At 68.3% G+C, this 13,257-nt stretch carries 14 protein-coding genes; 1 reads left to right on the top strand and 13 read right to left on the bottom strand.

Going from position 1 to position 13,257, the window contains the following annotated elements; all coding sequences use genetic code 11:
- Positions 1-109: 109 nt before the first annotated feature.
- The 12 genes from ACGFI8_RS31900 to pgsA all read right to left on the bottom strand — a co-directional run bounded on the left by ACGFI8_RS31900 (position 110) and on the right by pgsA (position 9,670).
- Positions 110-1,219, bottom strand: a complete 1,110-nt coding sequence (locus ACGFI8_RS31900; RefSeq protein WP_392810511.1) for a formyltransferase family protein — start codon at positions 1,217-1,219, stop codon at positions 110-112.
- Complete coding sequence (locus ACGFI8_RS31895) at positions 1,158-2,543, bottom strand: PIG-L deacetylase family protein (protein WP_392810510.1); 1,386 nt, start codon at positions 2,541-2,543, stop codon at positions 1,158-1,160. The genes ACGFI8_RS31900 and ACGFI8_RS31895 overlap by 62 nt, the downstream gene beginning before the upstream one ends.
- Positions 2,544-3,027: 484 nt before the next feature.
- On the bottom strand, positions 3,028-3,318 hold the full coding sequence (locus ACGFI8_RS31890; protein WP_392810509.1) for a hypothetical protein: 291 nt from the start codon (positions 3,316-3,318) through the stop codon (positions 3,028-3,030).
- Between the two features lie 31 nt (positions 3,319-3,349).
- Positions 3,350-3,757: a PIN domain-containing protein gene (locus ACGFI8_RS31885; RefSeq protein WP_392810507.1), complete on the bottom strand. Its 408-nt coding sequence runs from the start codon at positions 3,755-3,757 to the stop codon at positions 3,350-3,352.
- Positions 3,754-3,990, bottom strand: coding sequence for a hypothetical protein (locus tag ACGFI8_RS31880; RefSeq protein ID WP_392810506.1), 237 nt, complete (start codon positions 3,988-3,990; stop codon positions 3,754-3,756). The genes ACGFI8_RS31885 and ACGFI8_RS31880 overlap by 4 nt, the downstream gene beginning before the upstream one ends.
- A 98-nt stretch (positions 3,991-4,088) precedes the next feature.
- A complete protein-coding gene (locus ACGFI8_RS31875) occupies positions 4,089-4,844 on the bottom strand; it encodes a YebC/PmpR family DNA-binding transcriptional regulator (RefSeq protein ID WP_392810505.1) in 756 nt (251 codons plus the stop codon).
- 2 nt (positions 4,845-4,846) lie between these two features.
- Positions 4,847-5,470, bottom strand: coding sequence for a pyridoxal 5'-phosphate synthase glutaminase subunit PdxT (gene pdxT, locus ACGFI8_RS31870; RefSeq protein WP_392810504.1), 624 nt, complete (start codon positions 5,468-5,470; stop codon positions 4,847-4,849).
- Positions 5,467-6,366 carry a pyridoxal 5'-phosphate synthase lyase subunit PdxS gene (gene pdxS / locus ACGFI8_RS31865; protein ID WP_392810503.1) on the bottom strand — a complete coding sequence of 300 codons (900 nt, stop codon included), beginning with the start codon at positions 6,364-6,366 and terminating at the stop codon, positions 5,467-5,469. The genes pdxT and pdxS overlap by 4 nt, the downstream gene beginning before the upstream one ends.
- 99 nt (positions 6,367-6,465) lie before the next feature.
- The gene (locus tag ACGFI8_RS31860) at positions 6,466-6,939 is read right to left on the bottom strand and encodes a hypothetical protein (RefSeq protein ID WP_392810502.1); all 474 of its coding nucleotides are present in this window, start codon (positions 6,937-6,939) and stop codon (positions 6,466-6,468) included.
- Positions 6,940-6,949: 10 nt separating this feature from the next.
- Entirely contained in the window at positions 6,950-8,083 is a 1,134-nt protein-coding gene (locus tag ACGFI8_RS31855; RefSeq protein WP_392810501.1) for a glycosyltransferase family 4 protein, read from the bottom strand.
- 10 nt (positions 8,084-8,093) lie between these two features.
- Positions 8,094-9,014: a phosphatidylinositol mannoside acyltransferase gene (locus tag ACGFI8_RS31850; protein WP_392810499.1), complete on the bottom strand. Its 921-nt coding sequence runs from the start codon at positions 9,012-9,014 to the stop codon at positions 8,094-8,096.
- Positions 9,011-9,670 carry a phosphatidylinositol phosphate synthase gene (gene pgsA, locus ACGFI8_RS31845; protein WP_392810497.1) on the bottom strand — a complete coding sequence of 220 codons (660 nt, stop codon included), beginning with the start codon at positions 9,668-9,670 and terminating at the stop codon, positions 9,011-9,013. The genes ACGFI8_RS31850 and pgsA overlap by 4 nt, the downstream gene beginning before the upstream one ends.
- A gap of 193 nt (positions 9,671-9,863) precedes the next feature.
- On the opposite strand from pgsA, the gene ACGFI8_RS31840 reads away from it, so the two are divergent.
- Entirely contained in the window at positions 9,864-12,026 is a 2,163-nt protein-coding gene (locus tag ACGFI8_RS31840; protein WP_392810496.1) for an elongation factor G-like protein EF-G2, read from the top strand.
- Between the two features lie 302 nt (positions 12,027-12,328).
- Here the strand turns inward: ACGFI8_RS31840 and ACGFI8_RS31835 are convergent, their stop codons facing one another.
- A complete protein-coding gene (locus ACGFI8_RS31835; RefSeq protein ID WP_392810495.1) occupies positions 12,329-12,862 on the bottom strand; it encodes a hypothetical protein in 534 nt (177 codons plus the stop codon).
- Positions 12,863-13,257: the final 395 nt, after the last annotated feature.

The following is a 13,257-nucleotide window of genomic DNA, read 5'->3' as shown; positions in this document are numbered from 1 at the left end:
CCGATATCGGCGACGCCATCACTGAGAGACTTGACGCTGCGATCCGCCGCTGTACGGACAGGCGCCCTCAATCTGCGCCCGTGTTCCTCGGAGCCTGAGCGCCCGGCTTTCAGCCGCCGGTGCGTTCCTTCAGGCGCGCCGGCAGGTCCTCAAGGGATTCGACCTGAAGGTGCGCGTGCTTTGAGGACGAGGCGGGCCATACGCTTCGGCCGTCCAACTGGGCAACCTCGCCGTGACCGGCATGGACCAGCTCGCCGCCATCGTGAAGAACCGGCTCAAGCGTATCCAGTCTGTCGTCGTCATGACGATACCGTTTCAGGTTGACGATGCCGTCCCTGCAACCGAACCGGATGACGTCTGTGGAGACGTCTTCACGGGTTGTCCCTTCCACGTCGCAGGAGTCCTCAACGAGCCGCGCGTCCTCGACGGCATACTCGCGTCCACCTATCGATACGAACGCACGTGGGTATGGTCCAAGCAGGCCCCGTACAAGTCCTTTGATCTCTGCATAGTGCATGGAGTGATCAATCTTGCCGTCGGACGGCCTTCGCTTCGGCCAACGCGTCGCCTGGTCCGAAACCTGCACTCGCGACTCCACCTGACGACACGCAAGGTGCCCGGCCAACTCCATGCCGGCGTCGAAGTGCATTGATGCCATTCGATAGAATAGCGATGCGGACGATTCCCGCTCATGTACCGGTAGGTCATACTGTGCGATGATTGGCCCGGTATCCGCCTCAGGCTCCAGGAAGAACACCGTCAGGGCAGTGGACCTCAAACCCTTGATGATTGTCCACGGTATCGGCGCCTGCCCCCGACCTGTCGGCAGCTTTGTCGGGTGCATTCCGATGCAACCATGTCGGCCGACCTCCGTCGCGTCGGCCGAATGAACTATTTTTGGTATGGCAAGTACATCCGAAGAAATAAGCCTCGACCAGCCAACCACAAGAATGTAGTGCGGACGGCAGTTCTTGATCGAAGTTTCCAACGACGACAGAGTGCCGTCGTCGGCCAGTACGAAGTCTATGCCCTGGTCGCGAGCCAGGCCGGAGACTGACTCGTATCCCACTGTGGCCGATGCCCGTTCGGGCGGAAGACCGATCATCAGCGGCACATCGATAAGCCCGTCCAAATATGCACCAGACGAAAACATGCCCTCATACGCACGAATCCCAAAGACGTGGCTCGTGACAAGCACCAAGCGCGTCTTCTCCGTCATATCCTCCGCCTCCACCGTTTGCAAGAGTGACTGGCAACTGCACGTCAATTATGCGTAACCCATCGGCATCCGCCGAGTAGACAACCTGCGCATAAGGATGTTCATCGAAAATGCGTGCAAGATCCGGCGACCGGCTCGGATCGGTCAGGAACTCGACCCCGGCTCGCTCCGCGAAGTCGGTAATGCCTGCCACGCTGACAACGTGCGCGCCGTTCGCGAAGGGGTTTTCGAAGCGAGCGATGTACCCGAGGTCTCGCACGTTACCCGGAGAGCTTGAGTACAGTCGAGTCCCTACCTTCTGGTTCTGTAGGTACCGGGCCGAAGAACTAACGCCACCGCCTTCCACAGTCCACACGAGGGTGCTGACGTTCTGGCATTCCCTCGCAACCGGGTTTGCCTGTGGACCCCCTACGGTGACAATACTTCCAGATCTAGTGACGGCCAGCGCCTCGTCCGTGTTCGAGTGCTGCTCACGCAGAGGGTACGGTAACCATTGGTTGATAAATGCCTGCCGAAGCTTGTCACGAGCAATGTTCCGATGCATGAACGTCTCTGGAGAGTCCCAGCCGCTGTGCAGCTCATATAGAAGCGTCACCGTATCCTCGGTCACCGTTGGCAACCAAAAACGATGGAAGGGAGAGTCGCTCAGTCCGATCGTCTTTCGTATAGTGTCGTCCGCCCCGTACTGAAGAAAGATCTCAAATCCCTCAGCTCTATCCAGTCTCGCCAGCTTGCCGAGCTTCTCTTCATACTTGGTCAGATCATGTCGGCCTATCCTCGACACCTGGGAATGATAGCTTTCTAGCGCACGGTCCTTCACCCACAGCCTATCCGGGCTAACGTTGATGAAGATCGCTGGCTTAAAATGGCTGATCTCAGAGGAGACATGTATTGAATAGTGCAGGAAGACACAGTCACGAAAAGCCGCATGGGCAATGCGGTTAGCCTCGACATGGTCATTGTGACTATCCGCCTGAGTGTGCGTCACGACAACGTCCGGCTGCAGGTCGAGCTGCCGTGTCAGCTGCCTGACCAGACTTACTGAATCGGTGTCCGCTCTGAGGCGTCCGTCTTGAATACCAGCGAAAATGACCCGATCTGACGGAATACCCATCTCCGCCGCGGCGGCCCTAGCCTCAGCGCGCCGAGTCGTGCTGTTTACGGGATCGTCCGTGAGTACAAGTACGTGCACCCCATGGCCATGTTCACGCATTTTGGTGAGAAGCGCCGCCGCACCAATCTCGACGTCGTCGGGGTGCGCACCTATGGCGAGCATCTTCAGGCTGGCTCGCTCGATAGTTGGTTGTTGCAGATCGAAGGACACAACGCCTCCTAGTCGTGACATGCACACCAGCTACGTAGAGTGTCTGAGGCCAATGCTCTAGCCCATCGTTCCGGGCCGTGAGGCGGTCGGCATCACCTCGCCGGAGGGCCGGGTTGACGAACGGACTGTTTCGTCCTTCCTGGGCGCGGTCGCGCCCGGCAGCCGCAACACCTCGGGTGAGACCGCCGGTGCCACGCCGGCCACCGCGCCCCCATCACACCGCGTAGCCGGTCTTGCCGAGGCAATCGGTGTACCCACAGTGCGATGTGCTGCCCGGCCACCTTCGGTGCCAGCTCGTGTGTGTGCGCCCGCACGTAGTCACGGGATGCCGCCGAGTCGGCCACGCAGGGCACAGCGACGCGCGGACCGTGTCGGTGATAGCGGCCAGGCGCCAAGATCGAGAGTTGATCGCCGCTTTCACCCCAGCGGTGGAGAAGCAGGCTCGGAACCTGTCAAGTCCAATGAGACAGCTTGTTGATTTCGGTTAGCTTGCTGGTAGGTGCGCTGCTGGGTGGATCTCGGTGGTCGGCTGGTCTGGGTCGGGGTTGTCGGGTTTGTTGATCCATGCCCGGTCCGGGAGGCGGGGTGCGCGGGACCGCCGGCGACCGAACCGCTCGGGATGGGTGGTCCAGGCGGTGTCGAGGGTGCGCTGCCGCTGCTCGCGGACGAGGTCGGCGGTGCCGTGGTGGACCGAGGCGGGGGTGTGCAGGCCGATCCCGGAGTGCAGATCCGCCGGAGTACCCGCATCAGCGTCGTCCTGCGCGGCCCGCGCCACCTGCCCGTGACCCTGTGATTGGCGGCCGCTCTTACTCGGGGGGTGTGCTGACGCGATGCTGACGGAACTCCGGAACATGCCGGGCAATGGTTTCGAAGTCGACGTCCTCATGCAGGACGGTGAGTTCGAGCCGCGTCGCCGTCGCCGCGATCACCAGGTCGGCCACGGAAAGACCGTGATAGGCGCTGGGCTCCACGAGCTCGCGACGGATGGCGGAGACGGTGGCCCAGATGTCGTCGGGTATCACCGCCCTGGGATAGAGCCGGAAGATCGCGTCCTCGACCGCCGGATAGACTTTGGCATTGGCAAGCCTCATCATCTCGGCGAGCACCGGCTCACAAATCGCGACGAGGCCGCGCTCGATCACGTCGTCCCAGTCCGGTGGCGCCTGGTTGCGCTGGATTCGCACGAGTGCGCTGGTGTCGGCCAGATACTTCACTCGTCCACCTCGTCGAACGCGGTGTAGTCGAAGACGCGCTCGGCGGACATCTTGCGTAACTCCCGAAGCACCTCTCGCCGCTCGAGGCGCTGCTGCATCACGAGGAGTCGGAGCCCCTCGTTGACGGCCTCATTCGGCCCGACGCCACCGAGGTGGCGACGGGCCTCGTCCAATAGGCACTGATCGATCTGAGATTCGGCCGCCGAGCGGGCGGCCGTTTCGGTCGTGACCACCACGTCAACCTAGTGGCCACATGGGGACATGTCCAGAGAACGCATAAAGCAAGTGGCGCCCGCCGCCGAAGCGGGGGCGCCACCGAGAAATGCGTGGGTCAGGCCTCGACCAGGGCCATGACCTCGTCCGAGACGTCGAAGTTGGCGTACACGTTCTGGACGTCGTCGCAGTCCTCCAGGGCGTCGATCACCTTGAAGACCTTGCGGGCGCCCTCCTCGTCCAGCGGTACCGTGACGCTCGGGACGAACGAGGACTCCGCGGACTCGTAGTCGATGCCGGCGTCCTGCAGGGCGGTGCGCACCGGGATCAGGTCCGACGCCTCGCAGATGATCTCGAAGGCCTCGCCCAGGTCGTTGACCTCCTCGGCGCCCGCGTCGAGCACGGCCAGCAGCAGGTCGTCCTCGGTGAGCTCGCCGGCCTTCGGGACGATGATGACGCCCTTGCGGGTGAACATGTACGACACGCTGCCCGCGTCGGCCAGGGAGCCGCCGTTGCGGGTCAGCGCCACCCGCACCTCCGTCGAGGCCCGGTTGCGGTTGTCCGTGAGGCACTCGATGAGGATGGCGACGCCGTTCGGGCCGTACCCCTCGTACATCGCGGTCTGCCAGTCGGCGCCGCCCCCGATGAGGCCGGAGCCGCGCTTGACCGCGTTGTTGATGTTGTCGTTGGGGACCGAGTTCTTCTTCGCCTTCTGGATGGCGTCGAAGAGGGTCGGGTTGCCGGCCGGGTCACCGCCGCCCGTGCGGGCGGCCACCTCGACGTTCTTGATCAGGCGGGCGAAGAGCTTCCCACGCTTGGCGTCGATGACCGCCTTCTTGTGCTTGGTGGTCGCCCATTTCGAGTGCCCCGACATGCCTAACCCTCCGTCGTCTTACCCGCCTCGCGCACCATCTCCACGAAGTACCGATGGACGCGTAGGTCGCCGGTAAGCTCGGGGTGGAAGGCCGTCGCGAGCAGGTGCTCCTGCCGAACCGCGACAATCCTACCGGCGGCCGGGTCATCCTTCACGCGCCCCAGTACCTCCACCGAGTCCCCCACCGACTCGACCCAGGGCGCCCGGATGAAGACCGCGTGGAACGAACCGCCGTCGATGCCCGAAATGTCCACCGAGCCCTCGAACGAGTCGACCTGGCGGCCGAACGCGTTGCGGCGGACCGTCATGTCGATCCCACCGAACGGGACCTGATCCGGCCGGCCGTCCAGGATCGTGGACGCCAGCATGATCATCCCGGCGCACGAGCCGTAGACGGGCATGCCGGCGGCGATCCGCTTGCGGATCGGCTCCAGCATGCCGAACTCGACGGCCAGCTTGCTCATCGTGGTGGACTCGCCGCCCGGGATGATCAGCGCGTCGACGGAGTCGAGCTCGTCGACACGCCGCACCGGGCGGCCGATCGCGTCCAGGGAGGCGACCGCGTGCAGGTGTTCGCGGGTATCGCCCTGCAGGGCGAGCACACCGATGATCACGGAGGCGGTCACCAGCCCCGCTCGGCGAGGCGGTGCGGCTGCGGGATGTCGTCGACGTTGATGCCGACCATGGCCTCGCCCAGGCCGCGGGAGACCTTGGCGAGGACGTCCGGGTCGTCGTGGAACGTGGTGGCCTTGACGATCGCGGCGGCGCGCTGCTGCGGGTTGCCCGACTTGAAGATGCCGGAGCCGACGAAGACGCCCTCGGCACCGAGCTGCATCATCATCGCCGCGTCGGCGGGGGTGGCGATGCCGCCGGCGGTGAACAGCACGACGGGCAGCTTGCCGGTCTCGGCGACCTCCTTGACCAGCTCGTACGGCGCCTGCAGCTCCTTGGCCGCGACGAACAGCTCGTCCTCGGGCAGCGACGTCAGCCGGCGGATCTCCGCGCGGATCTTGCGCATGTGGGTGGTGGCGTTGGAGACGTCGCCGGTGCCGGCCTCACCCTTGGAGCGGATCATGGCGGCGCCCTCGTTGATGCGGCGCAGCGCCTCGCCGAGGTTGGTGGCGCCACAGACGAACGGCACCGTGAACGCCCACTTGTCGATGTGGTTGGCGTAGTCGGCCGGGGTGAGCACCTCGGACTCGTCGACGTAGTCGACGCCGAGCGCCTGCAGCACCTGGGCCTCGACGAAGTGCCCGATGCGGGCCTTCGCCATGACCGGGATCGAGACGGCGCTGATGATCCCGTCGATCATGTCCGGGTCACTCATGCGGGAAACGCCGCCTTGGGCGCGGATGTCGGCGGGGACCCGCTCGAGCGCCATGACCGCGACGGCGCCGGCGTCCTCCGCGATCTTGGCCTGCTCGGGGGTGACGACGTCCATGATGACGCCGCCCTTGAGCATTTCGGCCATGCCGCGCTTCACGCGGGCGGTGCCGGTGACCGGCGAAGTGGGTGAGGACACGACGACGCACTCCTAACAGGTAAAGCCGGGATTCACCCGTAAGTTTACGCGCGGACCACTTGAGGCCCGACGGCCAATGTCAACCCGGCGGCCCACAACTCACGACAACGATGGGTCATCGACGTCGAAGTAGGCAGGAACAGGGTGTTTTCTGGCCAGCCGGAACAGCCGCACGAGGGCCCGGCGGCGCACGGCCAGGGCGTCGCGGACCACGTCGTTGTGCACCTGGCGGGCCAGCGCCACCCGGCGGCTGGTCTGGACCAGGGACTCCACCACGTCTGACGGCGGCGCCCCGAGCCCGCTGCCGCGCAGGTGGCGGGTGAGGTCGTTCTCGGCCACCTCGCGGTCGTCCGGCTGGGCGTCCAGGGCGATCTTGGCGGCGTACATGAGCGTCGGCAGCTGGGCGGCCTCGGCGAGGGCCACCGCGGCGGCGGCGCGGCGCACCAGGTGGGCATCGAGCGTGGCGTACGCGGCGGCGGCCCGCGCGTGCAGCCGGTCGACCCGGGCCGCGAGCCACGTCAGGTAGGTGGCCACCGCGACGACCACGGCCACCACGGCGATCACCCACCACATGCGGCGCAGCCTACGGGACGGTCTCCTGCACGGTCGCTCCGGCAACCTCGATGGCGGTCGAGTAGACCTCCAGCACCCGCTCGGCGACGACCGGCCAGTCGTAGGCGGCCACCACCTGGGTGCCCCGGGCGGCCAGCGCGGCCCGGCGGGCGGGGTCGTCCAGCAGGCCGGCGGCGGTGCGGGCCAGGGCCTCCGCGTCGCCGACGGGGAACAGCGCGCCGGCCTCGCCGCCGTCGAGCACCCGCCGGAACGCGTCCAGCTCGCTGGCCAGCACGGGGGTCCCGGCCGCCATCGCCTCGGTGAGGATCATGCCGAACGACTCGCCGCCGGTGTTCGGCGCGACGTACAGGTCGACGCTGCGCAGCATCCGCGACTTGTCCTCCTCGGAGACCTTGCCGAGGAACACGATCCGCTCGTGCAGGTCCGCGGGGACGTCCTCCAGGGCCTCGTCGGGGTCGCCGGGGCCGGCCACCAGCAGGCGCAGGCCGGGCCGCTGCGGCGCGAGGGTGGCGAAGGCCGACATGAGGTACCGAAACCCCTTGCGCGGCTCGGTGAAGCGCCCGACGAACCCGAGCGCCCCGCCCTCGCCCGGCCAGCCGTCCAGCGGCACGGCACCGCGGTACTTCGACACCTGCACCCCATTGGGGATCTCCCACGCGCTGCCGCCCAGGTGCTCGACCTGGACCTTGCGCGCCAGCTCGCTGACCGCGATCCGCCCGGTGATCTTCTCCAGCACCAGCTGCAGCACGCCCTGCGCGGCGGCGAGGGCGCGCGAGCGGGTCATCGCGGTGTGGAAGGTGGCCACGACCGGGCCGCGGGCCGAGAGCACCGCGAGCATCGACAGGCTCGGGATGAGCGGCTCGTGCACGTGCAGCACGTCGAAGCGGCCGGCGGACAGCCAGCGCCGCACCCGGGTGGCGGAGATCAGGCCGAACGACACGCGAGCGACCGAGCCGTTGTACGGCACGGGCACGGTCCGGCCGGCGGACACGACGTAGGGCAGCGTGATGCCCTCCTCGTCGCCGGGCGCCAGCACGCTGACACGGTGGCCGAGCGCGATGAGCGTCTCGGCGAGGTCGCGGACGTGGTTCTGCACGCCGCCGGGGACGTCGAAGGAGTACGGGCAGACGATCCCGATGCGCATCGGTCCTCCCCTAGCCCACGGTGCTGACGGCCGGCTCGTCGAGCCAGAACCGCTGGAGCATGTGCCAGTCCTCCGGGTGCCGCGCGATGCCCTCGGCGAACCGATCGGCGACACGCTGTGTAACGATCTTGACTCGGGCGTCGAGGGACCCCTCGTCCGGACCCGGCATCGGGATCGGCCCGGCCAGGTGGCCGGCCGCCACATCCGCATCGAACCACATGTCCACTACGTACAGTGGCGCTCCGGTGCGCAGGGCCAGCAGCGCCGGGCCGGCCGGCATCCGGGTGCGGCCGCCGAAGAACTCGACGTCCACGCCGCGCGGGGTGAGGTCGCGGTCGGCGAGCAGGGGTACCACGGCCCCGGCCTTTACCCGCTCCTCCAGCACGTCGAACGTCGGGCGGTCACCGCCGGTGAGCGGCAGGATCTCCATGCCCAGCGAGCGGCGGAAGGCCAGGAACCGCAGGTACACACTCTCGGGCTTGAGCCGCTCGGCGACGGTGGTGATCGGCCAGCCGTTGGCGGCGACCCAGGCCCCGGCGGCGTCCCAGTTCCCGGCGTGCGGCAGCGCGACGACGGAGCCGACGCCGGCCGCCACGTTCTGCCCGAGCAGCTCGCCGCGCTCCAGCCGGAACCCGGCCAGGATCTGCTCCCGGGAGCGGCCAGGGAGCCGGAACGCCTCGAGGTAGTAGCGGGCGTAGGAGCGCAGGGCCCGGTGCAGCAGGTCCGTGAACTGCTCCTCAGGCATCTGGTCGCCGACCACCCGGCGCAGGTTCCGGGCGAGGGTGGCGGTGCCCTTCCCCGGTTTTCCGCGGCGGTACCCCCTGATGCTGTGCGTCGCCGCAGCAGCGAACGCCGGCCAGATCGCGCCCCGGGGTATCCTGGGCAGCAGGTTGAACGCCGCGCCGTAGCCGAGCTCGACGAGGCCGCTCACCGGGCGTCGGACTTCTCTGCGGCCGCTGCGCCGTTCGGACCCTGGTCGGCCGCCTGGGCCTGGCGGTAGACGGTTGTGATCCGCTGGCCGATCGTGACGATCGAGAGAGCGCCCAGCAGCCACATGACGATCTCCAGTCCGTAGGGCACGCCGAAGCCCCACAGCAGGCCGCCGATCCCGATGCCGATGAGCCGCTCGGGCCGCTCGATCAGCCCGACGTTCGCGGTGAAGCCGAGCCCCTCGGCGCGGGCCTTGACGTAGGAGACGACCTGCCCGGTGAGCAGGCACAGCAGCGCGGCCGCGGCGGGGCGCAGCTCGTGGATGCTCGCGTAGTACCAGGCTACGGCGCCGAAGATCGCGCCGTCGGCGACCCGGTCCATCGAGGAGTCCAGCAGTGCGCCGAACTTGTTGGTGATACCGCGCTGGCGGGCCATCGAGCCGTCGATGAGGTCCGTGAAGCAGCTCAGGGTGATGATGACGAGCGCCGTGATCAGATGGCCGCGGGTGGCGAAGCCGAGGGCGCCAACGAGCACGCCCACGGTGCCCACCACCGTGACCGCGTTCGGAGTGACCCCGGCGCGCAGTAGCGCGGCGGCGACGGGGTCCAGCACGCGCGCCAGTCCGGCACGACTGACTACGCTAAGGATCTTCGCCATGGCGCTCTCACGATAACGGGGGCGGAGCTTGCCGGATACCGGCACGTGGGACTGCTCACGGTGCTTGAGTAAACCTGGAGTCGGGAGGAGCGCCGGCGGGCTTGTGTCGGTGATGTTTCGGGTGTGGGATCGGTGAACAGGTCGTGACTGTGAGGCTGCTCACAGGTATCGCAAGACTTTCGGGAGGCGCGTGATGGCGCAGAAGGTCCAGGAGAAGGGTGTCACCGGCACCGCACCGGTGGTTGATGACCCCGGCAGGGTACGCAACGTGGTCGTCGTCGGCCACTCCGGCTCGGGCAAGACGACGCTGGTCGAGGCGCTACTGGCGGCGACCGGCACGATCTCGCGGGCCGGCATGGTGACCGAGGGCACCACGGTCACCGATCACGATCCGGCGGCGGTGAAACAGCAGCGTTCGGTCACGCTGTCGTGCGCCCCGCTGCTGCACGACGGCGTGAAGGTCAATCTGCTCGACACGCCGGGCTACGCGGACTTCGTCGGGGAGTTGCGGGCCGGGCTGCGCGCCGCCGACGCGGCCCTGTTCGTCGTCTCCGCGGTCGACGGCATGGACGCGGCCACCGGCGCGCTGTGGGAGGAGTGTGCCCACGTCGGGATGCCCCGGGCGGTGGCGGTCACCCGGCTGGACCATCAGCGCGCCGACTTCGACGAGACCCTGCAGACCTGCCAGGAGGTCTTCGGCGACAACGTGCTGCCGCTGTACCTGCCGATGCTGGGCGACGACGGCGCGAGCGTCGAGGGCCTCATCGGGCTGATCACCCAGCGGGTCTTCGACTACTCCGCCGGCTTCCCGCCGCAGGTGCGCGACCCCGACCCGGAGCACCTGCCCGCGATCGAGGAGTCCCGCAACACCCTGCTGGAGGGGATCATCGCCGAGAGTGAGGACGAGACGCTCATGGAGCGCTACCTCGGCGGCGAGGCCATCGAGACGCAGGTGATCATCGACGACCTGGAGAAGGCCGTCGCCCGCGGTACGTTCTATCCGGTCGTCCCGGTCTGCTCCGAGACCCGCGTCGGGCTCGACGCGCTCCTCGAGGTGCTGGTCAGTGGCTTCCCGTCGCCGCTGGAGCACGAGGTGCCGCCGGTGACCGACGTCGAGGGCGAGCCGCACGCCCCGCTGCGCTGCGACCCGCGGGGCCCGCTGGTCGCCGAGGTCGTCAAGACCACGATCGACCCGTACGTCGGGCGCGTCTCCCTGGTCCGCGTCTTCTCCGGCACGCTGCGCCCGGAGCAGCCGGTGCACATCTCCGGCCACGGCATGGCCGAGCGCGGCCACCCCGACCACGACGCCGACGAGCGGTTCGCCCACCTGTTCTCGCCGCTGGGCGCCAACCTGCGCGAGGTGCCGCACGCCGTCGCCGGCGACCTGGTGGCGGTCACGAAGTCGGGCACGGCCGAGACCGGCGACACGATCTCCGGCAAGGACGAGCCGCTGCTGATGGCGCCCTGGGAGATGCCGGAGCCGCTGCTGCCGGTCGCGATCGTGGCGCGTACCCGCTCCGACGAGGACGCCCTCGCCAAGAACCTGGGCCGGCTGGTGGCCGGCGACCCGACGCTGCGGCTGGAGCGCAACGCCGAGACACACCAGCTCGTGCTGTGGTGCATGGGCGAGGCGCACGCCGACGTGGTCCTCGACCGGCTGCGCGGCGGCGGCGTGGAGATCGACACCGAACCGGTGAAGGTGGCGCTGCGCGAGACGTTCGCCGCGCCGAGCCAGGGCCACGGCCGGCACGTGAAGCAGTCCGGCGGCCACGGCCAGTACGCGGTCTGCGACATCAAGGTCGAGCCCCTGCCGCGCGGCTCCGGCTTCGAGTTCGTCGACAAGATCGTCGGCGGCGTGGTGCCGCACAACTACATACCCTCGGTCGAGAAGGGCGTGCGCACCCAGATGGAGCGCGGCATGGTCGCCGGCTACCCGGTGGTCGACGTGCGGGTCACCCTCTTCGACGGCAAGGCGCACTCGGTCGACTCCTCCGACGCGGCGTTCCAGACCGCCGGCGCCCTCGCCCTGCGCGAGGCGGCCGAGCAGGGCCAGACGACGCTGCTGGAGCCGATCGACGAGGTGACGATCCGGATACCGGACGAGTTCGTCGGCGCCGTGATGAGCGACCTGTCCGGCCGCCGCGGCCGGGTGCTGGGCAACGAGCCCGACCCGGCGGGCCACGAGCGCACCCTGGTACGCGCCGAGGTCCCGGCCACCGAGCTCATCCGCTACGCCGTCGAGCTGCGCGCGATGACCTCGGGCGCGGGCACGTTCAGCCGCGCCTTCGTCCGCCACGACCCGATGCCGGCCCACCTGGCCGAGGCGGTGAAGAAGGAGCACGCGGCGGCGCGCTGACGTTGTTCAGCCTGGCGTGCGCTTCGCGGCGCCTGCGGCGCGGGGCACGCCAGGCTGATTTCTAGCCTGGCGCGCGCTTCGCGCGGGCGCCGGGGGGGTTCCCACCCCGGACCCCCCATGCCCGCTCCGCGGACACCTCTTGTTGCGCTGCGCGCCCCTGCGTCGCCCCACCGTCTCCTGCCGACGCCTGCGGCGCAGGGGACGCCGGGCCGATTCCTAGCGGGAGTTTCCCCCGGAGCGCCTAGAACCCTTACGGCGCAACGGTAGTAGCACCGGCCGATCACGAAAGGGGAAAACTCCCGCTAGTACGCGCACGCATACACGCACCCGCGCGTGATCTCGATCGGGTTCATGCGCTTGTAGGTCAGGGGGAACGCGCGGTAGCGGTCCAAGGGCTCGCGGTGGGCCTTGCCGGTGCGCACCAGGCGGCCGTCGGTGTCGCGGTAGACGAGGCCGGTGATGCCGGTCGGGTCGCCGGCCTGGTCGACCAGCGTGAGCAGGGTGCTCTCCCCCTCGCTCACCGCGGCGATGTCCCACCCGGCGTCGAGCGTCCGCACCGGCTCGGCGGTGGCGTGCACGCTGCCGGCCACGTGGACCGCGCCCGGGGCCGCCGCCTTGATGGTGGCGAGTTCGTCGGCCAGCGCGGCCGCGTCGGGCGAGTAGAACGACCACAGGACGAGCACCTTCGCGGCCCGCGCTTCGCGGATCGCCTCGACGGTCGCGGTCGCGCTCTCCGCGAACACGACCTCGTACTCCGTCGCGGTAGGGTGCTCCTCCAGGGCGGCGAGCAGCACGTGGTGGCCGTAGGTCACCGCCTTGCGGTACCGCAGGATCAAGACCAGGTCACAGCCGCTGCCAGGGTTCGGCCGCCTGCCGCGAAACGGCGCTGATCGCCGGCTACCGGGTGCTGGTCGCGGTCGACGGGCTGGGCCGATGCACGCAGGAGCAGTTGCTTACCGGCGTCGGTTCGAACTGAATGTCCCGGAGTTCGTCGCGGTGGGTCTGCTGGCTCTGCAACGTCGATCTCGCAGCCGTGGTGGCCGTAGCCCGACTGCGAGATCGACGGAAGAAGCTCTGTTTCAGATGGCTGCGGGTTTGGCGAGTGGGATGTCGCCGGTGGTGCCCCATCCGGAGGTCAGGGTGCGGGGGTTGCCGCTGCCGGTGTCGACCTCGTACCAGGTGCCGTTGCTGGGTCGGAACATCGCGATGTCGGTCTTGCCGTCACCGTTGT

The sequence above is a fragment of the Dactylosporangium sp. NPDC048998 genome, from assembly GCF_043197855.1.
Classification (GTDB): Bacteria; Actinomycetota; Actinomycetes; order Mycobacteriales; family Micromonosporaceae; genus Dactylosporangium.
The sequence above is the reverse complement of the archived record's forward strand: the minus strand, read 5'-3'. Positions and strand labels throughout refer to the sequence as shown.